20 protein-coding genes and 1 other annotated feature are annotated in these 22834 nt (G+C 53.3%); of the genes, 13 read left to right on the top strand and 7 right to left on the bottom strand.

Annotated features, from left to right (window positions below):
• The first annotated feature begins 117 nt into the window (after positions 1 to 117).
• Positions 118 to 3483: a mechanosensitive channel MscK gene (gene mscK, locus O6D90_RS17595; RefSeq protein WP_016152076.1), complete on the top strand. Its 3366-nt coding sequence runs from the start codon at positions 118 to 120 to the stop codon at positions 3481 to 3483.
• Positions 3484 to 3557: 74 nt separating this feature from the next.
• On the opposite strand, the gene rsmS is transcribed toward mscK, so the two are convergent.
• Together rsmS and priC are read right to left on the bottom strand one after the other, a co-directional pair.
• The gene (gene rsmS, locus O6D90_RS17590; RefSeq protein ID WP_016155875.1) at positions 3558 to 3719 is read right to left on the bottom strand and encodes a pleiotropic regulatory protein RsmS; all 162 of its coding nucleotides are present in this window, start codon (positions 3717 to 3719) and stop codon (positions 3558 to 3560) included.
• A 14-nt stretch (positions 3720 to 3733) separates the two neighbouring features.
• The gene (gene priC, locus O6D90_RS17585) at positions 3734 to 4261 is read right to left on the bottom strand and encodes a primosomal replication protein N'' (RefSeq protein WP_016152078.1); all 528 of its coding nucleotides are present in this window, start codon (positions 4259 to 4261) and stop codon (positions 3734 to 3736) included.
• A gap of 69 nt (positions 4262 to 4330) precedes the next feature.
• On the opposite strand from priC, the gene O6D90_RS17580 reads away from it, so the two are divergent.
• The 8 genes from O6D90_RS17580 to hemH all read left to right on the top strand — a co-directional run bounded on the left by O6D90_RS17580 (position 4331) and on the right by hemH (position 12498).
• Positions 4331 to 4708, top strand: a complete 378-nt coding sequence (locus O6D90_RS17580) for a DUF454 family protein (RefSeq protein ID WP_029139439.1) — start codon at positions 4331 to 4333, stop codon at positions 4706 to 4708.
• Between the two features lie 193 nt (positions 4709 to 4901).
• On the top strand, positions 4902 to 5453 hold the full coding sequence (gene apt, locus O6D90_RS17575; protein ID WP_006685676.1) for an adenine phosphoribosyltransferase: 552 nt from the start codon (positions 4902 to 4904) through the stop codon (positions 5451 to 5453).
• Positions 5454 to 5571: 118 nt separating this feature from the next.
• Positions 5572 to 7500 (top strand): DNA polymerase III subunit gamma/tau, encoded by a 1929-nt coding sequence (gene dnaX / locus O6D90_RS17570; protein WP_016155876.1) that lies wholly within the window; start codon positions 5572 to 5574, stop codon positions 7498 to 7500.
• Positions 6833 to 6897: a sequence feature (DnaX frameshifting element), on the top strand. It overlaps the preceding gene by 65 nt.
• Positions 7501 to 7558: 58 nt before the next feature.
• Positions 7559 to 7888, top strand: coding sequence for a YbaB/EbfC family nucleoid-associated protein (locus O6D90_RS17565; RefSeq protein WP_003021764.1), 330 nt, complete (start codon positions 7559 to 7561; stop codon positions 7886 to 7888).
• Positions 7888 to 8493, top strand: coding sequence for a recombination mediator RecR (gene recR, locus O6D90_RS17560; protein WP_016152082.1), 606 nt, complete (start codon positions 7888 to 7890; stop codon positions 8491 to 8493). Before O6D90_RS17565 ends, recR begins: the two co-directional genes overlap by 1 nt.
• 110 nt (positions 8494 to 8603) lie before the next feature.
• Positions 8604 to 10478 (top strand): molecular chaperone HtpG, encoded by a 1875-nt coding sequence (htpG, locus tag O6D90_RS17555; RefSeq protein WP_016155877.1) that lies wholly within the window; start codon positions 8604 to 8606, stop codon positions 10476 to 10478.
• 232 nt (positions 10479 to 10710) lie between these two features.
• Positions 10711 to 11355 (top strand): adenylate kinase, encoded by a 645-nt coding sequence (adk, locus tag O6D90_RS17550; RefSeq protein WP_003021773.1) that lies wholly within the window; start codon positions 10711 to 10713, stop codon positions 11353 to 11355.
• 180 nt (positions 11356 to 11535) lie between these two features.
• On the top strand, positions 11536 to 12498 hold the full coding sequence (gene hemH / locus O6D90_RS17545) for a ferrochelatase (protein WP_016152084.1): 963 nt from the start codon (positions 11536 to 11538) through the stop codon (positions 12496 to 12498).
• On the opposite strand, the gene aes is transcribed toward hemH, so the two are convergent.
• A complete protein-coding gene (aes, locus tag O6D90_RS17540) occupies positions 12495 to 13454 on the bottom strand; it encodes an acetyl esterase (protein WP_016155878.1) in 960 nt (319 codons plus the stop codon). The two genes, hemH and aes, sit on opposite strands and share 4 nt — an antisense overlap.
• Before the next feature lie 152 nt (positions 13455 to 13606).
• Here aes and gsk point away from each other — a divergent pair, with 152 nt between their 5' ends.
• The gene (gsk, locus tag O6D90_RS17535) at positions 13607 to 14911 is read left to right on the top strand and encodes an inosine/guanosine kinase (protein ID WP_016152086.1); all 1305 of its coding nucleotides are present in this window, start codon (positions 13607 to 13609) and stop codon (positions 14909 to 14911) included.
• 45 nt (positions 14912 to 14956) lie between these two features.
• Here gsk and ybaL read toward each other — a convergent pair whose 3' ends face one another.
• Entirely contained in the window at positions 14957 to 16636 is a 1680-nt protein-coding gene (gene ybaL, locus O6D90_RS17530; protein ID WP_271143178.1) for a YbaL family putative K(+) efflux transporter, read from the bottom strand.
• A gap of 224 nt (positions 16637 to 16860) precedes the next feature.
• On the bottom strand, positions 16861 to 18081 hold the full coding sequence (gene fsr / locus O6D90_RS17525; RefSeq protein ID WP_016155879.1) for a fosmidomycin MFS transporter: 1221 nt from the start codon (positions 18079 to 18081) through the stop codon (positions 16861 to 16863).
• 297 nt (positions 18082 to 18378) lie between these two features.
• On the opposite strand from fsr, the gene ushA reads away from it, so the two are divergent.
• The 3 genes from ushA (at position 18379) to O6D90_RS17510 (ending at position 20910) form a co-directional block, all read left to right on the top strand.
• Entirely contained in the window at positions 18379 to 20031 is a 1653-nt protein-coding gene (ushA, locus tag O6D90_RS17520) for a bifunctional UDP-sugar hydrolase/5'-nucleotidase UshA (protein ID WP_016155880.1), read from the top strand.
• Positions 20032 to 20320: 289 nt separating this feature from the next.
• Positions 20321 to 20542: a type II toxin-antitoxin system prevent-host-death family antitoxin gene (locus O6D90_RS17515; RefSeq protein WP_016155881.1), complete on the top strand. Its 222-nt coding sequence runs from the start codon at positions 20321 to 20323 to the stop codon at positions 20540 to 20542.
• Positions 20539 to 20910: a type II toxin-antitoxin system death-on-curing family toxin gene (locus O6D90_RS17510; protein ID WP_016152091.1), complete on the top strand. Its 372-nt coding sequence runs from the start codon at positions 20539 to 20541 to the stop codon at positions 20908 to 20910. The genes O6D90_RS17515 and O6D90_RS17510 overlap by 4 nt, the downstream gene beginning before the upstream one ends.
• 275 nt (positions 20911 to 21185) lie before the next feature.
• Here the strand turns inward: O6D90_RS17510 and ybaK are convergent, their stop codons facing one another.
• Both ybaK and O6D90_RS17500 read right to left on the bottom strand, forming a co-directional pair.
• Positions 21186 to 21665, bottom strand: coding sequence for a Cys-tRNA(Pro)/Cys-tRNA(Cys) deacylase YbaK (ybaK, locus tag O6D90_RS17505; RefSeq protein WP_016152092.1), 480 nt, complete (start codon positions 21663 to 21665; stop codon positions 21186 to 21188).
• 200 nt (positions 21666 to 21865) lie between these two features.
• A complete protein-coding gene (locus O6D90_RS17500; RefSeq protein WP_016155882.1) occupies positions 21866 to 22660 on the bottom strand; it encodes a TraB/GumN family protein in 795 nt (264 codons plus the stop codon).
• Between the last annotated feature and the right edge of the window lie 174 nt (positions 22661 to 22834).

Here is a 22834-nt window from a genome sequence, read left to right as displayed (position 1 = left end):
CTGTACCAGGAATTCTCCTGGTCATTTTGCCTCCTGCTATTCTGCCGGTCACAGCCGTGATATTCTTGCCGCTTGACTATTTTCGGTCACTTTTCCGGTTCAGAAACCTTCATTCTCATGACTATGTTGCAGCTCTATAAACGTTCACAGCATCTTATTGCTATTACCATTCTTTTCTTCATTCTATTGCTATCCTGCCAGTCATCTGCATTTGCGCGGGCGCAACAGAGTGGTGAACTGCCGACGAAAGCGGATATTCAGAGCCAGTTAGACACGCTGAATAAACAAAAAGATCTCTCCGCACAGGATAAGCTGGTTCAACAGGATCTCATCGATACCATTGCCACGCTGGATAAAATCGATCGTGTGAAGGATGAAACCGTACAGCTTCGGCAAAAAGTTGCCCAGGCGCCGGAGAAAATGCGTCAGGCGACGGATGCGCTAAATTCGCTTAGCGATGTCGATAATGACGATGAAACGCGAAAAACGCTGAGTACGCTCTCCTTACGACAGCTTGAGTCGCGCGTGTCGCAGGTCCTGGATGACCTGCAAAGCTCGCAAAACGATCTGGCCGCTTACAACAGCCAACTGGTATCGCTGCAGACACAGCCAGAACGCGTACAAAATGCGATGTACACTGCGTCGCAACAGATGCAGCAAATCCGCAATCGACTCGATGGCACCACTGTGGGAGAGGCGGCTTTACGCCCCAGCCAGCAGGTGCTGCTGCAGGCGCAGCAAGCGTTGCTGAACGCGCAGATCGACCAGCAGCGTAAGAGCCTCGAAGGGAATACCGTTTTGCAGGATACCCTGCAAAAACAACGCGATTATGTGACGGCGCACAGTAACCGCCTTGAACACCAGCTCCAGCTCCTGCAAGAGGCGGTGAACAGCAAACGACTGACGTTAACCGAAAAGACGGCACAGGAAGCGGTAACGCCGGACGAAGCCGAGCGTATTCAGTCCAATCCGTTAGTGAAGCAGGAGCTTGATGTTAACCATCAGCTCAGCCAGCGCCTGATTGCCGCGACTGAAAACGGCAACAGCCTGATGCAGCAAAATATCAAGGTCAAAAACTGGCTTGACCGCGCGCTGCAATCCGAACGCAACATTAAAGAGCAGATCGCCGTTCTGAAAGGCAGTCTGCTGCTGTCGCGCATTTTATATCAGCAACAACAAACGCTGCCGTCGGCGGATGAGCTTGCCGATATGACCAACCGGATCGCCGATTTGCGTCTGGAGCAGTTCGAAGTTAACCAGCAGCGCGATACGTTGTTCCAGAATGATGCGTTTGTCGCCAAACTGGAAGAAGGGCACAGCAACGACGTTAACCCTGAAGTCCATGATGCCCTGCTGCAGGTCGTGGATATGCGTCGTGAACTGTTGGATCAGCTAAATAAGCAGCTGGGCAACCAGTTGATGATGGCGATTAATCTGCAAATCAACCAGCAGCAGTTAATGAGCGTGTCGAAAAACCTGAAAGAGATCCTCACGCAGCAAATCTTCTGGGTTAACAGTAACCGTCCGATGGACTGGGACTGGATCAAAGCCTTTCCGCAAACCCTAAAAGACCAGTTTAAGTCGATGAAAATCACGGTGAACTGGGAAAAAGCCTGGCCCGCCGTGTTTATTGCGTTCCTGGCAGGGCTGCCGCTGCTGCTTATCGCCGGGTTAATCCGTTGGCGTTTGAAGTGGCTGAAGGATTATCAGGCAAAATTAGCCGCCGCGGTGGGGAACCTGCGCAATGACAGTCAGCTTAATACGCCAAAAGCGATTCTGATCGATCTCATCAGAGCCTTGCCGGCGTGTCTGATTATCCTCGCGGTGGGTCTGATTCTGCTAACTATGCAACTGAATATTAGCGACCTGCTGTGGGCGTTCAGTAAGAAGATGACCATCTTCTGGCTGGTGTTTGGTCTGTGCTGGAAGGTGCTGGAAAAAGATGGCGTGGCGATACGTCATTTTGGCATGCCAGCGAAGCAGACCAGCCACTGGCGTCGCCAGATTGTGCGTATTAGCCTTGCGCTGTTGCCGCTTAACTTCTGGTCGGTCATTGCTGAGCTGTCGCCGCTTAATTTGATGGACGATGTGCTTGGCCAGGTGGTCATTTTCCTCAACCTGCTGCTGATCGCCTTCCTGGTATGGCCAATGTGCCGCGAAAGCTGGCGTGACAAAGAGTCGCATGGTCTGCGTCTGGTCACTATTACCGTGCTGTCTATTATTCCGATTGCATTAATGGTGCTGACGGCGACAGGGTATTTCTACACCACGCTGCGCCTGGCGGGCCGCTGGATTGAAACGGTCTATCTGGTTATCCTCTGGAATCTGCTGTACCAGACGGTGCTGCGAGGGTTGAGCGTAGCGGCACGCCGTATCGCCTGGCGTCGTGCGTTAGCGCGTCGTCAGAACCTGGTGAAAGAAGGGGCCGAAGGCGCAGAGCCGCAGGAAGAACCGACTATTGCGCTGGAGCAGGTTAACCAGCAAACGCTGCGTATAACCATGCTGGTGATGGTTGCCCTGTTTGGTGTTCTGTTCTGGGCCATTTGGTCTGATTTGATCACCGTGTTCAGCTATCTCGACAGCATAACGCTCTGGCATTACAACGGCACCGAAGCGGGTGCGGCAGTGGTGAAAGACGTCACCATGGGCAGCCTGTTGTTTGCGATTATTGCGTCAATGGTCGCGTGGGCGCTGATCCGCAACTTACCCGGCCTGCTGGAAGTGCTGGTGCTCTCGCGACTGAAGATGCGCCAGGGGGCTTCTTATGCGATCACCACGATCCTGAATTACGCCATCATCGCCATTGGTGCGATGACGGTCTTCGGATCGCTCGGCGTTTCGTGGGATAAGCTACAGTGGCTGGCCGCTGCTCTCTCGGTTGGTCTTGGTTTCGGCTTGCAGGAAATTTTCGGTAACTTTGTTTCCGGTCTGATTATTCTGTTTGAACGCCCGGTACGCATCGGCGATACCGTGACCATCGGTACGTTCTCCGGAACGGTCAGCAAGATCCGTATCCGTGCCACCACCATTACTGACTTCGATCGCAAAGAGGTGATCATCCCGAACAAAGCATTCGTGACGGAGCGTTTGATCAACTGGTCGCTCTCCGATACCACCACGCGTCTGGTGATCCGCATTGGCGTGGCCTATGGTTCGGATCTGGACAAAGTGAAGAAGGTGCTGTTGCAGGCGGCGACAGAACACCCGAAAGTGATGCACGATCCGGAGCCTGCAGTGTTCTTTACCGCCTTCGGTGCCAGCACGCTGGATCATGAGCTGCGTTTATACGTGCGTGAATTGCGCGATCGTAGCCACACGGTTGATGAACTTAACCGGGCGGTCGATCGTTTGTGCCGTGAAAATGACATTGATATCGCCTTTAACCAGCTCGAAGTTCACCTGCATAACGCGAAAGGTGACACCGTGACCGAGGTTAAACGTGACATCATTAAAGGTGACGATCCGACGCCTTCGGTAGGTTAAGAGAAATAATCATCAGGCCTGCGAGCTTCGATTCATTCGTAGGCCTGATAAGTGCAACGCCATCAGGTTCTCAGTTACAGCTCTTTTTTAGATAAAGAGAGCAGTTTCTTCTCGTAATCCTGCTTCACAATCTCCAGTGCTTTCAGAACTGTTTCAGGCTCCATCTGATTCTCTTCAAGCAGGACAATCAAATCGACGGCCAGTTTGACTTCATCTGGGGCGTTCTCTAATGACATAAATTCTCCGGGGATTAGCGGGTTAAACGCGCCAGCACATTATCTATTCTTGCCAGTGCATGACGACAGCGTGCCAGTCGAGCCTCGAATGCCTCTACTTCGCGATGCAGTTTTTGCTGTTCTTCAAAGCCCGTAACCTGCGCCAGGCGTTCTTTACGTTCACGCGTCATTTCAACCAGGCGGCGCTCAAACTCCTGGTGTTGAACTCGCTTACGCTGCCAGCGCGCCAGGCCAGGAGAGGCGCTGTCCCACTCCCGGAGCGACCAACTGGCGGTTTCACGTGAAATCGCCTCTAACTGTGAGGCAAGGTGTTCCGTAAGCCAGGTAATTTGTGGTAGTTGTTGCTGTTCAACTGCGCGACGTAGAGCAGTGAGATTATCATCAGCTTCATCCAGACAGGCCTGTAGCAACGTGCTGCGGGTGTGAAACAGATGCCTGTCAAAGCGGGCGCTAAGCGTGGCATGGTGTGCCAGTGGGGCACAACGCTGCCGCAAGCGGTTAAGCTGGTTTTCGAGCGTCTGAAGCAGCATGACGGTTTTCACGACAACACTCCGATGAAAATGAGAACTGTTATGATAAAGTAGCGATTCTCTGTGTTAAGTATTCATATTATGCAACGCATTATTCTAATCATCATAGGCTGGATAGCGGTAGTGTTAGGAACGCTGGGCGTTGTATTGCCTCTGTTGCCGACAACGCCGTTTATCTTGCTGGCCGCCTGGTGTTTTGCTCGCTCATCGCCGCGTTTTCACGACTGGTTGCTGTACCGTTCGTGGTTCGGCGGGTATCTGCGCCACTGGCAAAAACACCGCGCGATGCCGCCGGGAGCAAAGCCGCGCGCTATTTTGTTGATCCTGGTGACGTTTAGTATTTCACTGTGGCTGGTCAATATGATGTGGGTACGCGGCCTGCTGCTGGTTATTCTCGCCTGTTTACTGATTTTTATGTGGCGGATCCCGGTGATTGATGAAAAACAACAAAAGCAGTAAAGCGCAATAAACGCTGTTGCAATTGTCTCTCACAGCCAGTAAATTCGACCGTTTTCGAGCACAGGCGCAGGTGGTCAAAGGTTAAGCAAATATAACCTTGGCTCTTATACAGACACAAAATCATTCAAGATACGTCGAGGATGAAGTGTATAGTGCGCCGTGAAGTAATACTGTATTAATCAGGCACAAACTTATGACCGCGACTGCACAGCAGCTTGAGTTTCTCAAAAATAGCATCAAAAGCATCCACGATTACCCAAAACCGGGCATTCTTTTTCGTGATGTCACCAGTTTACTAGAAGACCCGAAAGCCTACGCCCTCAGTATTGAATTGCTGGTTGAACGCTACAAAAATGCGGGTATCACTAAAGTGGTTGGTACCGAAGCGCGTGGCTTCCTGTTTGGCGCGCCGGTAGCGTTGGGTCTGGGCGTTGGTTTTGTTCCGGTACGTAAACCCCGTAAGCTTCCGCGTGAAGTTATTGCTGAGAGCTATGAGCTGGAATACGGCACCGATCAACTGGAAATCCACGTAGATGCCATCAAACCTGGTGATAAAGTCCTGGTTGTGGACGACCTGCTGGCAACTGGCGGCACGATTGAAGCGACCGTGAAACTGATCCGCCGTCTGGGTGGCGAAGTGACCGATGCTGCATTTATCATTAACCTGTTTGATCTGGGCGGCGAGCAGCGTCTGGAAAAGCAGGGACTGACCTGTTATAGCCTGGTTCCATTCCCGGGCCACTAATTTCGGGCTATCTTATCTCGGCAGATTAATACCGAGACACACAACCTCGCCGTCGCTGCGAGGTTGTGTTAGCATTATCCCCCTGTGAATCCACCCTCCAGCCTTTCAGAGCCTGCCAATGAGTTATCAGGTCTTAGCCCGAAAATGGCGCCCACAAACCTTTGCTGACGTCGTCGGCCAGGAACATGTGCTGACGGCACTGGCGAACGGCTTGTCGTTAGGGCGTATTCATCATGCTTATTTGTTTTCCGGCACCCGTGGCGTCGGGAAAACGTCAATCGCCCGTTTGCTGGCGAAGGGATTAAACTGTGAAACCGGCATCACCGCTACGCCGTGCGGCGTGTGTGATAACTGCCGTGAAATCGAGCAGGGGCGCTTTGTCGATTTGATTGAAATCGACGCCGCCTCACGCACCAAAGTCGAAGACACCCGTGACCTGCTGGATAACGTCCAGTACGCGCCAGCGCGCGGTCGCTTTAAGGTCTATTTGATTGACGAAGTGCACATGCTGTCGCGCCACAGTTTTAACGCCTTGCTGAAAACGCTCGAAGAGCCGCCCGCACACGTTAAGTTCCTGCTGGCGACCACCGATCCGCAGAAGCTGCCGGTGACTATCCTGTCGCGCTGTCTGCAATTCCATCTTAAAGCGTTGGATGTCGAACAGATTCGCCATCAGCTTGAGCATATCCTCAAAGAAGAGCATATCGCCCATGAGCCACGTGCGTTGCAACTGCTGGCTCGCGCCGCGGACGGCAGCCTGCGCGATGCGCTGAGCCTGACCGATCAAGCGATCGCCAGCGGCGATGGTCAGGTCTCGACCGACGCGGTCAGCACCATGCTTGGTACGCTGGACGACGACCAGGCGCTTTCGCTGGTTGAAGCGGTTGTGGCTGCGGACGGCGAACGCGTTATGACGCTGGTGAACGATGCCGCCGCGCGCGGTATTGAATGGGAAGCGCTACTGGTTGAGATGTCGGCTCTGCTGCATCGTATTGCCATGGTTCAGCTTTCACCTGCCGCGCTCGGCAGCGATATGGCCGCCATTGAACAGCGTATGCGCGAACTGGCGCGAATCGTCCCGCCAACCGATGTGCAGCTTTACTACCAGACCCTGTTAATCGGGCGCAAAGAACTGCCGTATGCGCCGGACAGGCGAATGGGCGTTGAAATGACGCTGCTACGTGCGCTGGCTTTTCATCCGCGCATGCCGCTCCCGGAACCTGAAGCCCCGCGACAGTCTTTTGCCCCGGTCGCCCCCACTGCGGTGATGAACCCGACGCAGGTGCCGCAGCAGCCTGCGGCAGCGCAACAGCAACAGAATGTACCGCTCTCCGATGCTACCAGCCAGGTGCTGGCGGCACGCAGCCAGCTGCAACGCGCTCAGGGAGCAACCAAACCAAAAAAGAGTGAACCGGCAGCCGCTTCCCGCGCGCGGCCGGTGAATAATGCTGCGCTGGAAAGACTGGCTTCGGTGTCGGAACGTGTTCAGGCGCGTCCAGCGGCCTCTGCGCTGGAAAAAGCGCCAGCGAAGAAAGAAGCGTATCGCTGGAAAGCGACCAATCCTGTTGCAGAAGTCAAAGAGGTCGTCGCTACGCCGAAAGCGCTGAAAAAAGCGCTTGAGCATGAAAAAACGCCAGAACTGGCGGCAAAGCTGGCGGCTGAGGCCATCGAACGCGACCCGTGGGCTGCACAGGTAAGCCAGCTCTCGCTGCCTAAACTGGTGGAGCAGGTGGCGCTTAATGCCTGGAAAGAAGAGAATGGCAACGTGGTTTGCCTGCACCTGCGTTCCACGCAGCGACACCTTAACTCCAGCGGCGCGCAGCAAAAACTGGCCGAGGCATTGAGCTCCTTAACGGGGTCAACGGTTGAATTGACCATCGTTGAAGATGATAATCCAGCGGTGCGCACGCCGCTGGAGTGGCGTCAGGCCATTTATGAAGAGAAACTCGCGCAGGCGCGTGAGTCGATTATTGCGGATAATAACATTCAGACGCTGCGTCGTTTTTTCGATGCGGACCTGGACGAAGAGAGTATTCGCCCCATTTGATCGTCAGCCCTTACGGTTTGACGGTCGTCATCCCTTAACGTGATTGAGAGAGAAGCCTATGTTTGGTAAAGGCGGTCTGGGTAACCTGATGAAACAGGCCCAGCAGATGCAAGAAAAAATGCAGCAGATGCAGGAAGAAGTCGCCAAGCTGGAAGTGACCGGCGAATCTGGCGCGGGTCTGGTAAAAGTAACCATCAACGGCGCGCATAACTGCCGTCGTGTGGAGATCGATCCAAGCCTGCTGGAAGACGACAAAGAGATGCTGGAAGACTTGGTTGCTGCGGCATTCAACGACGCCGCGCGCCGTATTGAAGAGACGCAGAAAGAGAAGATGGCCTCTGTTTCCTCCGGAATGCAGCTGCCGCCTGGCTTTAAGATGCCGTTCTGATGCAAACCAGCCCGCTGTTAACTCAGCTTATGGAAGCTCTGCGCTGTCTGCCGGGCGTTGGCCCGAAGTCTGCGCAGCGCATGGCGTTCACGCTGCTTCAGCGCGATCGCAGCGGCGGGATGCGTCTGGCGCAGGCGTTAACGAAGGCGATGTCGGAAATCGGCCACTGTGCCGATTGCCGCACATTCACAGAACAGGACGTCTGCAACATCTGCTCGAACCCGCGTCGCCAGGAAAACGGTCAGATTTGCGTGGTGGAGAGTCCGGCGGACATCTACGCCATTGAGCAAACCGGGCAATTTTCCGGACGTTACTTCGTGCTGATGGGACACCTGTCGCCGCTGGACGGTATTGGTCCTGATGATATCGGGCTGGATCGTCTTGAGCAGCGGCTGGCATCTGAGCAAATCAGCGAACTGATCCTGGCGACCAATCCCACGGTCGAAGGAGAGGCGACCGCCAACTATATTGCTGAGCTTTGCATGCAATATGACGTTGAAGCCAGCCGTATCGCCCATGGCGTTCCGGTTGGTGGCGAGCTGGAAATGGTCGATGGCACCACGCTGTCGCACTCTCTGGCAGGACGACACAAGATTAAATTCTGAACAAACGGAGGCCGCGACGGCGGCTTCCGCTTGAAATCCTTCCCGCTTGTCCCCATTTCACCCTCAACCTGTTTTTACCATTGAAAATGGCATTGTTGAGGTAGACCTACATGAAAGGACAAGAAACTCGTGGTTTTCAGTCAGAAGTAAAACAGCTTCTGCACCTGATGATCCATTCTCTGTATTCCAATAAAGAAATCTTCCTGCGTGAGCTTATCTCTAACGCCTCGGATGCGGCAGACAAGCTGCGTTTTCGCGCACTGTCTAACCCGGACCTGTATGAAGGTGACGGTGAGCTGCGTGTGCGTGTTTCCTTCGATAAAGATAAGCGTACGTTGACCATTGCCGATAACGGCGTGGGGATGAACCGTGATGACGTTATCGATCATCTGGGGACCATTGCGAAATCCGGTACTAAATCTTTCCTTGAATCCATGGGATCCGATCAGGCGAAAGACAGCCAGTTGATCGGCCAGTTCGGGGTTGGCTTCTACTCTGCGTTCATCGTGGCGGATAAAGTCACCGTGCGTACCCGCGCAGCGGGCGATAAACCGGAAAATGGTGTGTTCTGGGAATCTGCGGGTGAAGGTGAGTACACCGTTGCCGACATCACCAAAGACGATCGCGGCACCGAAATCACGCTGCATCTGCGCGAAGGCGAAGACGAGTTCCTTGATGACTGGCGCGTACGTTCCATCATCAGCAAATATTCCGACCATATCGCGCTGCCGGTAGAGATCGAAAAATCTGAAGAGAAAGACGGCGAGACCGTAGTTTCCTGGGAAAAGATCAACAAGGCGCAGGCGCTGTGGACCCGTAACAAGTCGGAAATCAAAGACGACGAGTACAACGAATTCTACAAACATATCGCGCACGACTTCACTGATCCGCTGACCTGGAGTCATAATCGTGTGGAAGGTAAGCAGGAGTACACCAGCCTGCTGTACATCCCGTCTCAGGCTCCGTGGGATATGTGGAACCGCGATCACAAGCATGGTCTGAAACTGTACGTTCAGCGCGTGTTCATTATGGACGACGCCGAGCAGTTCATGCCGAATTACCTGCGCTTTGTGCGTGGCCTGATAGATTCTAACGATCTGCCGCTGAACGTTTCTCGTGAGATCCTGCAGGACAGCACCGTCACCCGTAACCTGCGTAGCGCGCTGACCAAACGCGTACTGCAGATGCTGGAAAAACTGGCGAAAGACGACGCGGAAAAATACCAGACCTTCTGGAAACAGTTCGGCCTGGTGCTGAAAGAAGGCCCGGCGGAAGACAACGCTAACCAGGAAACGATCGCTAAGCTGATGCGCTTCGCGTCCACGCACACTGACTCCTCCGCACAAACCGTGTCGCTGGAAGACTACGTGTCGCGTATGAAAGAAGGGCAGGAGAAAATCTACTACATCACCGCAGACAGCTATGCGGCGGCGAAGAGCAGCCCGCACCTGGAACTGTTGCGTAAGAAAGGCATCGAAGTGCTGCTGCTTTCTGACCGTATCGATGAGTGGATGATGAACTACCTGACCGAGTTCGACGGTAAGGCATTCCAGTCCGTAGCCAAAGCTGACGAGTCCATCGACAAGCTGGCGGATGACGTTGACGAATCGGCAAAAGAAGCGGAAAAAGCGCTGACGCCGTTCGTTGAGCGCGTGAAAATCCTGCTGGGCGATCGCGTAAAAGAAGTGCGTCTGACTCACCGTCTGACCGACACGCCGGCCATCGTTACCACCGATGCGGACGAAATGAGCACCCAGATGGCGAAACTGTTCGCAGCTGCTGGCCAGGCCGTACCGGAAGTGAAATATATCTTTGAACTCAACCCGGACCACGTGCTGGTCAAACGCACAGCGGATACCCAGGACGAAGCGCAGTTCAAAGAGTGGGTTGAACTGCTGCTGGATCAGGCGCTGTTTGCTGAACGCGGCACGCTGGAAGATCCAAACCAGTTCATTCGTCGTATGAACCAGTTGCTGGTGTCCTGATAGCCGTAAGGTAATGCCGGATGATGCTAACGCGTGTCCGGCTTACACCATCTCGTCGATCCCTGGCCGGATACGGTGTTTACACCGCGATCCGGCATTTTCTCTCCTCATTTTTAATTTTCCCATCGTTAACCGTTTCAGCGTCGGGCGTCTTCCTTGAGCCAATTGCGTGATGGTGGTATCGTTTAGCGCTTTTTAAAAAATATCGACAACCTTTAAGGGGATTTTCGTAATGCGTATCATTCTGCTTGGCGCTCCGGGCGCGGGTAAAGGAACTCAGGCTCAGTTCATCATGGAGAAGTATGGTATTCCGCAAATCTCCACCGGTGATATGCTGCGTGCTGCCGTGAAATCTGGCTCCGAGCTGGGCAAACAAGCGAAAGACATCATGGACGCCGGTAAGCTGGTGACTGATGAGCTGGTGATCGCGCTGGTAAAAGAGCGTATTGCTCAGGAAGACTGCCGTAATGGTTTCCTGCTTGATGGCTTCCCGCGTACTATTCCGCAGGCTGATGCCATGAAAGAAGCAGGCATCAACGTGGACTACGTTCTTGAATTCGACGTTCCGGACGAGCTGATCGTTGACCGTATCGTGGGTCGTCGCGTACACGCTGCTTCTGGCCGCGTTTACCACATCAAATTCAACCCGCCTAAGGTTGAAGGCAAAGACGACGTGACCGGCGAAGAGCTGACCACCCGTAAAGACGATCAGGAAGAGACCGTACGTAAGCGCCTGGTGGAATACCATCAGATGACCGCTCCGCTGATCGGCTACTACTCTAAAGAAGCGCAGGCGGGTAACACCAAATACGCGAAAGTTGACGGCACCCAGGCTGTGGCTGACGTTCGCGCAGCGCTGGAAAAAATCCTCGGTTAAGTTTTAGCGCAGTCAATGCCGGATGGCGGTGTAAACACCTTATCCGGCCTACGATTTTATGTAGGCCTGATAAGCACAGCGCCATCAGGCAAATTCTCGTCTTACCTTTCACAGCAATTAGTTCTTCTTTATCGCTTTTCCGCTACAATTATCAACAATTTGAATCGATAAGAGGCGGTAATGCGTCAGACGAAAACCGGTATCCTGCTGGCAAACCTCGGCACTCCCGATGCCCCAACCCCCGAAGCCGTTAAGCGCTACCTGCGCCAGTTTTTAAGCGATCAACGCGTAGTCGATACGTCACCTGCGCTGTGGTGGCCGCTGCTGCGTGGTGTGATTTTGCCGCTACGTGCGCCACGCGTGGCAAAGCTGTACCAGTCAATCTGGATGGAAGACGGTTCCCCGCTGATGGTCTACAGCAAGGCGCAACAGCAGGCGCTGGCACAACGTCTGCCAAATACGCCTGTCGCGCTGGGGATGAGCTACGGTTCACCGTCGCTTGAAAGCGCGGTCGATGAACTGCTGGCAAGCGGAGTTGAACACATGGTGGTGTTACCGCTGTACCCGCAATATTCCTGTTCTACCGTGGCGGCAGTCTGGGATGAACTGGCGCGAATCTTAGCGCGTAAACGCAGTATTCCTGGTATCTCATTTATTCGTGATTACGCTGATGACAGCAGCTACATTGATGCGCTGGCCAAGAGCGCCCGTGATTCGTTTGCTCAACATGGTGAACCCGATTTGCTGCTGCTTTCCTATCACGGCATTCCGCAGCGCTACGCCGATGAAGGCGATGACTACCCGCAGCGCTGTCGCGATACGACTCGTGAGCTGGTTTCTGCGCTTGGCTTGCCGCCGGAAAAAGTGATGATGACCTTCCAGTCTCGTTTTGGCCGTGAACCGTGGTTAACGCCATATACCGATGAAACGTTAAAAATGCTGGCGGAGAAAGGGACCCGACATATCCAGGTCATGTGTCCGGGCTTCGCGGCTGATTGTCTCGAAACGCTGGAAGAGATAGCGGTGCAAAACCGGGAGATTTTCCTTGAGGCAGGCGGTAAGCAATATGAGTATATTCCGGCGCTGAATGCCACACCGGAACATATCGAAATGATGGTTAAACTGACCGCAGCCTACCGTTAAAGCTGCGCTCTGAAGTAACGCGCGCCCTCCCGTAACGCATCGTCGGCGGTTTTCATCATCCGCGAATAGTGCAGGAAGGCGTGCAACGTGCCGGGGTACATTTTGTACTGGCAGGGCTGCTGATGCGCCTGTAGCGTCTGGAACAATAAGCGGCTGTCGTCAATCAGCGGATCAAACTCCGCACCGGCGATAAAACACGGCGGCACGTCGCGCGTCAGGTCGTTATTAAACAGGCAATAGTACGGTGATTCACGATCGTCGGCGCTACGCAGGTACGCGTTTTCGTACATCTGCAGATCCTCGCGAGTTAAACCATCCCAGGCTCCGCCCATTAGCCGTCGGCTCAGTGAATCCTGCAGGCCGTAAAGCCCATACCACAACAGCACGCCAGCCACCTTGCCGCAGGCAATGTGTTTATCCCGCAACCACAACGCGCTGGCAAGCGCCAGCATGGCCCCGGCGGAATCGCCCGCAAAACCAATATGATTCACATTAAGGGAATAATCGCCAGCGTGCTGATAAAAGTACTGACAGACGGCGACAATCTCTTCGATGGCTTGCGGGTAGCGGGCCTCTGGCGAAAGCGAATAGTCGATGCCAATTATCGTGCACTGCGTATAGCGCGCCAGTAAACGCATAATGCGATCGTGGGTATCCAGATTACCGAGAATAAAACCGCCGCCGTGCAGGTAATATAGCGTCGCCTGGCTATGGGGCAGCGGAGCGTAAATTCGTGTGGCAACGGGGCCGCATGCGGTGGAAATAACGCATTCTCGGGTATTCATCTGTGGGGCATCGGCATTCCACAACTGCCGTTCATGAATGTAGTGTTTACGCTGGGCCACAAAGTCATCGGCAGCGGGCCACGGCGGCAAATCTTCGCGATGAAAATTCACCACACTTTTCATTTCATCCGAAATGTTGTCGAGTACGGGGATCTTGTTTTCCGGCTTCATAAAGCGCTCCTTGTGAAGGTGAGTTATTGTAGAAATTCATCCCGGATAAACTGCGATCTCACCGTCCGATATTGAAACTCAGCGCCGCATCGCATGCGCAGCGGGGAATGTGCTACCATGCATCGCTCAGCTAACCACCCGTAAAATCGACCATGAAATTTCCCGGTAAACGTAAATCCAAACACTATTTTCCCGTCAGCGCGCGCGATCCGTTGCTGCAACAAATTCAGCCAGAAAATGAAACCAGCGCAGCCTGGGTGGTGGGTATTGACCAGACGCTGGTGGATATTGAAGCCAAAGTTGATGATAACTTTGTAAAACGTTATGGATTAAGCGCCGGGCACTCTCTGGTGATTGCAGATGATGTCGCTGAAGCGCTCTACCAGGAACTGGTGCGTGAAAATTTGATCACCCATCAGTTTGCGGGCGGTACTATCGGTAATACAATGCACAACTACTCCGTGCTGGCGGATGACCGCTCGGTGCTGCTGGGTGTGATGTGCAGCAATATCGAGATTGGCAGCTATGCGTACCGCTATTTATGCAATACCTCCAGTCGTACCGATCTGAACTACCTGCAGGGCGTAGATGGACCGATTGGTCGCTGCTTTACGCTGATTGGCGAGTCCGGTGAGCGTACCTTTGCAATCAGCCCAGGGCATATGAACAAGCTACGGGCGGATAGCATCCCTGAATCGGTGATTGCCGGAGCGTCCGCGCTTGTGCTGACGTCCTATCTGGTGCGCTGCGAGCCGGGCGAGCCAATGCCGGAAGCGACCATGAAGGCGATCGAATTTGCTAAAAAACACAATGTACCGGTGGTACTGACGCTGGGCACCAAATTTGTCATTGCCGATAATCCGCAGTGGTGGCAGGCATTCCTGAAAGAGCATGTCTCAATTCTGGCGATGAATGAAGAAGAGGCCGAAGCGCTGACCGGCGAAAACGATCCGCTGCTGGCGTCCGACAAGGCGCTGGATTGGGTGGATCTGGTGCTGTGCACAGCGGGTCCGGCGGGTCTTTATATGGCGGGCTTTACGGAAGAAGAAGTCAAACGTAAAACCCAGCATCCGCTGCTGCCTGGGGCCATTGCCGAATTCAACCAGTACGAGTTTAGCCGCGCCATGCGCCATAAAGATTGTACCAATCCGCTGCGTGTGTATTCGCACATCGCGCCGTATATGGGCGGCCCAGAGAAGATCATGAATACCAACGGCGCTGGCGACGGCGCGCTGGCGGCATTGCTGCATGATATTACCGCTAACAGCTATCACCGCAGCAACGTGCCTAACTCCAGCAAGCACAAGTTCACCTGGCTGACCTATTCGTCGTTAGCCCAGGTGTGTAAATATGCGAATCGCGTGAGTTATCAGGTACTGAACCAGCATTCCCCGCGCCTGACGCGCGGTTTGCCGGAACGCGAAGATAGCCTCGAAGAGTCGTACTGGGATCGTTAAATCATGCACATGCCGGATAAGCGATAGCGTCATCCGGCAACGACATCAGCCTGTAACGACCACCTCACCAGCAGGCGGCGTTTCAATCAGCTCCAGCATGGTACGGGCGATTTCACGCTCACCCATGACGACCTGATTGGCGCCGCGTTCGGTAATGTATTCCACCTCGTCGTCATAATGCGCGCGGGCGATAATTTCAATCGACGGGCACTTCTCGCGTGCTGAAGCGACAATTTCACCCGCTTCATAGCCATTGGGAATAGTCAGCAGCAGCCAGCGTGCGCAATCCAGATGCGCCAGATTCATAATTTCTTCGTTGGCGGCATTTCCCAGCACCGCGCGGATCCCGCGCTCGCGCAGTTCATCCACTCGGGTGCGTGAGGTTTCGATAACTACCAGCGGGATCCCCGCAGCCATCAATTTCTCGCCCAGCAGGCTACCGACGCGCCCAAAGCCAACCAGCAGGGCGTGATTGCAGATATCCACCGGAATTTGCTTCTCTTCTTCAATAGCCTCTTCCAGCGTCTGTTCTTCCAGCGTTTCTGTTTTGGCGAGATATTTTTCTAACACCGCGAACAGCACCGGGTTAAGCATGATGGACAGGATCGCCCCCGCCAGCACCAGATTCTGTCCGGCCTGCGGCAGCAGGTTTAACGCCATGCCCAGACCCGCCAGGATAAAGGCAAATTCACCAATCTGCGCCAGGCTGGTGGCAATGGTGAGCGCTGTGCGTTGGGAGTGACCAAACAGGCGCACCAGGAAATAGGCGGCAAGGGATTTACCAAAGATGATAATCGCCAGCGTGCCCAGCACCGCCAGCGGCTGCTGAATCAGAATCATGGGATCAAAGAGCATCCCGACGGAAACGAAGAACAGTACGGCGAACGCATCGCGCAGCGGCAGGGTGTCATGCGCCGCACGGTGACTCAGTTCAGATTCGTTCAGCACCATGCCGGCGAAGAATGCCCCCAGTGCAAAGGAGACATCGAACAGCTCCACTGCGCCAAATGCGATACCTAATGCGAGGGCGAGGACTGACAGGGTAAACAGTTCGCGTGAGCCGGTTGCGGCGCTACGGGCCATAATCCACGGCACCAGGCGACGACCAACCAGCATCATAATTGCGATAAACGCCACTACCTTACCGATGGTAATGCCCATATCTACGGCCAGCGAGGCAAAGCCGACATCTTCTTTTTCCAGCATTCCAGCGACGGCTGGCAGGAGAACCAGCGTCAGCACCATCATCAGGTCTTCGACAATCAGCCAGCCAATGGCGATTTGCCCGCGCTGACTGTCAATGAGCTGCCTTTCTTCAAGTGCACGCAATAGCACCACGGTACTGGCGGTTGAAAGACACAGACCAAACACGATCCCAACCATCAGCGACCAGCCCATCACCGCTGAAAGCGCCATGCCCAGCAGCGTTGCCACCGCTATCTGGGCAATCGCGCCGGGAATGGCGATAGACTTTACCGCCATCAAATCCTTCAGCGAAAAGTGCAGCACCACGCCGAACATCAGCAGGATTACGCCAAGCTCGGCCAGTTCAGGCGCTAACTTGGTATCAGCAACAAAACCAGGTGTAAATGGACCGGCCAGAACGCCCGCTAACAGATATCCCACCAGAGGAGAAATACGTAGTTTATTGGCAATCATGCCTAATATAAAAGCGAGCACAAGGCCGCCGACAATGGTGGTGATAAGCGGGGTGGCGTGATGCATTCCGTCTCCTTTGGTTGCTGTGATAATCCTGAAAACTCAAACGACGAGTAATAGTTTATGACAATTTTGATGTTTTTGTTTGTGAATAATTATTGAATTTTGATGAAAATAGGATTTTAGACGTAAAAAAGCACGGATCGGAAAAGTACAGCGGTATGTGAGAGGCAAAGGCTGATGGCTACTGTAAGTCTGACGGCCAAAATTTACTTTTGGCCGTCAGGAAATCACGCTTTATGTCGGTTATCAGGTAAGAATATGGTCAGTATCCCCAGTAGTGGCAGGAAAGCACATATTTTGTAGACCAAATCGATGCTGGTATGGTCGGCAATCAGCCCTAACACCGCGGCTCCCAAGCCGCCCATGCCGAAGGCAAAACCGAAAAATAGCCCAGAAACCATGCCGATACGGCCAGGAAGCAGCTCCTGCGCGTAGACCAGAATGGCAGAAAATGCCGATGCGAGGATAAAACCAATGATCACGGTTAAAATCCCGGTCCATTCCAGCGTTGCGTAGGGTAAAAAGAGGGTAAAGGGTGCTACGCCGAGGATAGAGCCCCAAATAACATATTTTCTGCCAATTTTATCGCCCAATGGTCCACCAATCACCGTCCCGGCTGCGACGGCAAACAGGAAGGCAAACAAGTGAAACTGGGCATTTTGTACCGATAATCCGAATTTTTGCATCAGATAAAAGGTGTAATAGCTGCTGATGCTCGCCATATAGAAGTATTTGGAGAAAATCAGCACCAACAGGATGCTTACCGCCAACACCACTTTATTCCGTGGTAACGGATTCACGATGGCGACTTTCGGTTTTCCTTTACTCATCCGGTGCTGCGCGGCATACCAACGGCTGATTTGCGCCAGAACGACAATCGCTAATAACGCAGCCAGCACAAACCAGGCCACATTACCCTTACCATATGGCGCGATGATGACAGCCGCCAGTAATGGTCCCAGAGAGCTACCGAAGTTGCCGCCAACCTGGAAAATTGACTGGGCAAGACCGTGACGACCGCCGGAGGCCATTCGCGCCACGCGGGATGATTCCGGGTGAAATACCGAAGAGCCGGTACCAACCAGCGCTGCGGCGAGCAGGACCATATGGAAACTGCCGGCCATGGCCAGCAAAACAAGCCCACTCAGCGTGAAGCACATCCCAATGGGCAGCGACCACGGCATTGGGTATTTATCCGTCCAGTAACCCACAACCGGTTGCAGCAGTGAGGAAGCAAGCTGGAAGGTCAGGGTAATCATCCCTATCTGCATAAACGTCAGCGAGAACTCTGACTGCAATAGCGGATAAATCGCCAGGATCAGCGACTGGATCATATCGTTTAGCAGATGGGAGAGGCTGATTGCCCCTAAAATGCCAAATGAGGTGCGTGCTTTAGCAACCGACGCTGACGCGCCAGCCACTGGCTGGGTTGGTTCACTTATTGCCATAGAAAGTCACTTCTGTTTGGGTTGCGATTATGAGGGTAATCTAATTTGTTATTATTACCTGACTAACATACCTGCGGAAGGTGTTTGAAGGAAGTCTCATTTCTGAAAACATTTTCGGCTATTATTTTCAGTAGCTGTAATTTTATGCCCGAACTAATTCGACTTACAGGTAGGCGGCAAACGCGAGAGTCCCAGGAGCTTACTGCATAAGCGACAGGGGGAAGTGAGCGCAGCCAACGCACATGTAATTTGAAGGATAACGGGTATGGCGGTTGATATTGAGTCAGGGAGTGAAATATGAAGTTTTTAAAACGGGGCGTGGCGCTGGCGTTATTAGCCGCATTTGCGCTGGCAGGTCAACCTGCACAGGCGTACGAAAAAGATAAAACCTACAAAATTACCATTCTGCATACCAACGATCATCACGGTCACTTCTGGCGCAGCGAATACGGTGAATACGGGCTGGCGGCACAAAAAACGCTGGTGGACGGTATTCGTAAAGAGGTGGCTGAGGAAGGGGGCAGTGTACTGCTACTTTCCGGTGGCGACATTAATACCGGCGTACCGGAGTCTGATCTGCAGGATGCGGAACCTGATTTTCGCGGAATGAACCTGATTGGCTATGATGCGATGGCGGTCGGAAACCACGAGTTTGATAATCCGCTTAGCGTATTGCGCCAGCAGGAAAAATGGTCCAAATTCCCGTTTCTCTCGGCCAATATCTATCAGAAAAGCACCGGCGAGCGTTTGTTTAAGCCGTGGGCCATCTTTAAGCGCCAGGATTTAAAAATTGCCGTACTCGGTTTAACCACTGATGATACGGCGAAAATTGGCAACCCAGAGTTCTTTACCGATATTGAGTTCCGTAAACCTGCTGATGAAGCCAAACTGGTTATCCAGGAACTGAACATGGGGGAAAAGCCGGACATCATTATTGCGACCACCCATATGGGACATTATGACAATGGCAATCACGGCTCGAACGCGCCTGGCGACGTAGAAATGGCGCGCAGCCTGCCGGCGGGATCGCTGGCAATGATTGTGGGTGGTCACTCGCAGGATCCGGTATGTATGGCCGCGGAAAACAAGAAGCAGGTTGATTACGTACCGGGTACGCCGTGTGCGCCAGACAAGCAAAACGGGATCTGGATTGTGCAGGCGCATGAGTGGGGGAAATACGTGGGGCGGGCGGACTTTGAGTTCCGCAATGGCGAAATGAAAATGGTTAACTACCAGCTCATCCCCGTCAACCTTAAGAAAAAAGTGACCTGGGACAACGGTAAAAGTGAGCGCGTACTCTACACCCCGGAAATTGCAGAAAATCAGCAAATGCTTTCTCTGCTGACGCCGTTCCAGAATAAAGGTAAAGCGCAGCTCGACGTGAAAATTGGTAGCGTCAATGCGCGCCTCGAAGGCGACCGTAGCAAAGTCCGTTTCGTACAGACCAACATGGGGCATTTACTGCTGGCTGCGCAAATGGCGCGAACCAGCGCTGATTTTGGCGTGATGAGCGGCGGCGGTATCCGTGACTCCATCGAAGGCGGTGATATCACCTATAAGAGCGTGCTGAAAGTGCAGCCGTTCGGTAACATCGTGGTGTACGCCGACATGAGCGGGAAAGAGGTGATTGACTATCTGACCGCCGTGGCGCAAATGAAGCCGGATTCCGGGGCCTATCCGCAGTTTGCCAATGTCAGCTTCGTGGCGAAAGACGGCAAGCTTAACGATTTGAAAATTAAAGGCGAACCCGTTGATCCAGCCAAAACCTATCGCATGGCAACGCTGAGCTTCAATGCCACCGGCGGCGATGGCTATCCGCGAATTGATAACAAGCCTGGCTATGTAAATACCGGGTTTATTGATGCGGAAGTGCTGAAAGAGTACGTGCAGAAGAACTCACCGCTCGATGCTGGTGCGTATGAGCCGAAGGGTGAGGTAAGCTGGCAGTAACAGGGCAATTTGGGGCATCATTTTATCCGCTCCTCCGGGCCGCCCTTCATGGCGGCCCAATAATCCTACTTATTACCTCTATGCTCCGGTTCCTGCACGCTGGCCGAGTCCAAACTGTCTTCACCAATCACACCCTGTATCGGACGGTTGGGCGCAATCTCGATATTGAGTTGCGCCTATGTTACTCATTTTTAGTCAATCCTAACGAGAGTTGTGTAATCAGTGGATACGATGCCTGTTATGCCCTATGCTATATGTACATGTTTAACGTACTTATAAGGTGTACCATATGAAAACACTGGCAATGACCGAAGCCCGTAAAAACCTGTTCGCGCTGGGGGATGAGGTGGCGCGGGGTGAAACCGTTATTCTCCAGCGTCGGGGCGGTGAGGATCTGGCACTCGTTACCGCGCGGGAGCTGACGGAGCTGCGCAAAGAGCGTAACCAGCGGAAGATTGATACCTTGCTGGGCCGCATTCATCCGTTAATGGTGGAGCTGGTTGATAAATGAATTACAACTTTCTCGCACCGGAGCTGGTGATCCAGTTGCATGACTCCATCCTTGCGATCACTAAAGGGCTACCAGGCGTGAAAGAGCCGGAACTGGTGGAGGCGGTATGTTCCCGCGTCCTCAATCTGGCGCACTATGAAGGCATTGACGACGTTTACACCCTGGCGGCGATGTATCTGGTAGCCATTGCCCGCGGTCACGTCTTCAATGACGCCAATAAGCGCACTGCCGCCGCTGCCGCGCTATTTTTCCTTGCGGATAATGGGATTGATACGCCGGACTTTATGCGTCTGTCGGAGCCTACCGTATTAGCCGCACAAGGTCTTATGACGGTTGATGATATCGCCGCCGTTCTGCGTACACTTTAATGAATTTCAGAAGATAGGGTATATGGTTCAGGTTATTGTTGCGCCTCCCTCAATTTCTCGGGATTGAACATAGCCGACTGGTGATGAGTGTCAGTCGTCAAACAGCTATTCAAAATATTTAAATCAAACAAGCGCATGAGGCTGAGCCGGAGACTCCGGGAACTTTTGGCGTTACTGTGCACGGTATGAAACATATCTTTCAGCGTAAGGTGAGAGTCGTAGAAAGCCCCTACGTTATAGTAGGCTCAATCGCCGTATCACCGGGCAAAAGACAATTAATCACGGCGTGCGATATCGGCGAATTTCGCATCCAGAATTTTCGCCAAATCGCCCGCTGCCAGTTCAATATCCAGCCCGCGTTTGCCGCCGGACACATAAATGGTGTCAAACGTCTGGGCGGGAGCGTCGATGAGCGTTGGCAATCTTTTTTTCTGCCCCAGCGGGCTGATGCCGCCTACCAGATACCCGGTGGTTCGCTGCGCGATCATCGGATCGGCCATATCGACCTTTTTGGCTCCCAACGCCCTGGCGACTTTTTTGAGATCCAGTTGACCGGCTACCGGCGTAACGGCAACCGCCAGGTGCTTCATATCGCCATTCACGGCAACCAGTAGCGTTTTGTAGACCTGGTCCGCATTCAGACCTAACTTGCGTACCACTTCGTCACCAAAGTTCGTCTCGGACGGATCGTGATCGTAGGTGTGGATCTGGAAAGAAATTTTGTTTTTTTCGAGTAATTTAACGGCGGGTGTCATAGCAATTTTCCTGGCCCAGACAAAATACGACACAAGCATACGCCTGATGTCTGTCTAAAAAATAGTACCATCTTGCGCAATAGTGTTGGCAGGATGATGACTTTGAGCGACAATCGAACTACACCGATGCTTTAAGCGTCGGGATCATAATAATGATGAAATTCCTCTTTGACGGGCCAATAGCAATATTGGCCATTTTTTTACCGTAACATCTCCGGCAAATTTCCTTCTCCATACAAATGCAGCGCGCCAACGGCCACGACATAGTGCCCGGCAGGCATCGCCCTGAGTCGATCGCGCCAGGCCACATTACGCTGATGCATCAAAACGTCATACAGCGACTGGCTAAAAGTATTGGGTAGAGTGAGTTCGCTATTGCGTGGCGGCGTTTTAAGCCACCAGCCCATCATCTGTTGTAGCAGTCTGGCATTGGTATGCCAGTGCGTCAGGGTATCGTCCAGTAGAGCCAGTCCGTTATCGGGTAACTGACACAACAGCTCGATTTGGCTGGATGCGCCTTCCAGCTCGATTATGGGTTTATGCACCTGTTTTGCCGCATTCAGAAGTTGGTAATCAATGCCGTATTCTGCCCGCAACCCCAACTGCTGCGCCTGCGTTGCCTGCAAGACCATGGCGATTTGCCACAGCGGCTGGGTAGACAGCAGGGAAGAGGAAATACCCAGCTCGTCGGTGACTTTGTGCAGATTATCTAGCAGCTCTGGGCTGATGCGCTCTTCCAGTGCGGCAAAGGTCGGAAGGTTGGCAAACGGCGCGTCGTCGCCGGAAACATCGGCTTCGACAATGAGCGCATCGGCACGCTGGAGCTTTTTGAGTAATTTGGCAGGCAGAGGCGCCATATCGCGGCTGCCCATGTGAATACTGCCAATCAGATGAAAATGGCGGTTTCCGGGCAAGGAGATGTCGATGGCAGGCCAGGTATAGTGGTTGCCGCGTAGCGCGGTGAAAAATGATTTTACCCGGTACAACAGATCCATACGGCCTCCCTAAGTAGACTTCCATGCTAGCGCGTGGTCCTGGAAGGTGCAAATACACTTCATCATTCGCTCAGCTTCTTTATTGGCAGCGAGCAAAAACCCCAGTCACATAGTTGGCTATGCTCCTGGGGTTTTTATACTTGCCGCCTTGAGGCAACGCGAATGATTTGGGGC

The sequence above is a fragment of the Citrobacter sp. 21OH12SH02A-Citro genome (assembly GCF_027919895.1).
GTDB classification, from domain to species: Bacteria; Pseudomonadota; Gammaproteobacteria; order Enterobacterales; family Enterobacteriaceae; genus Citrobacter; species Citrobacter braakii.
The sequence above is the reverse complement of the archived record's forward strand: the minus strand, read 5'-3'. Positions and strand labels throughout refer to the sequence as shown.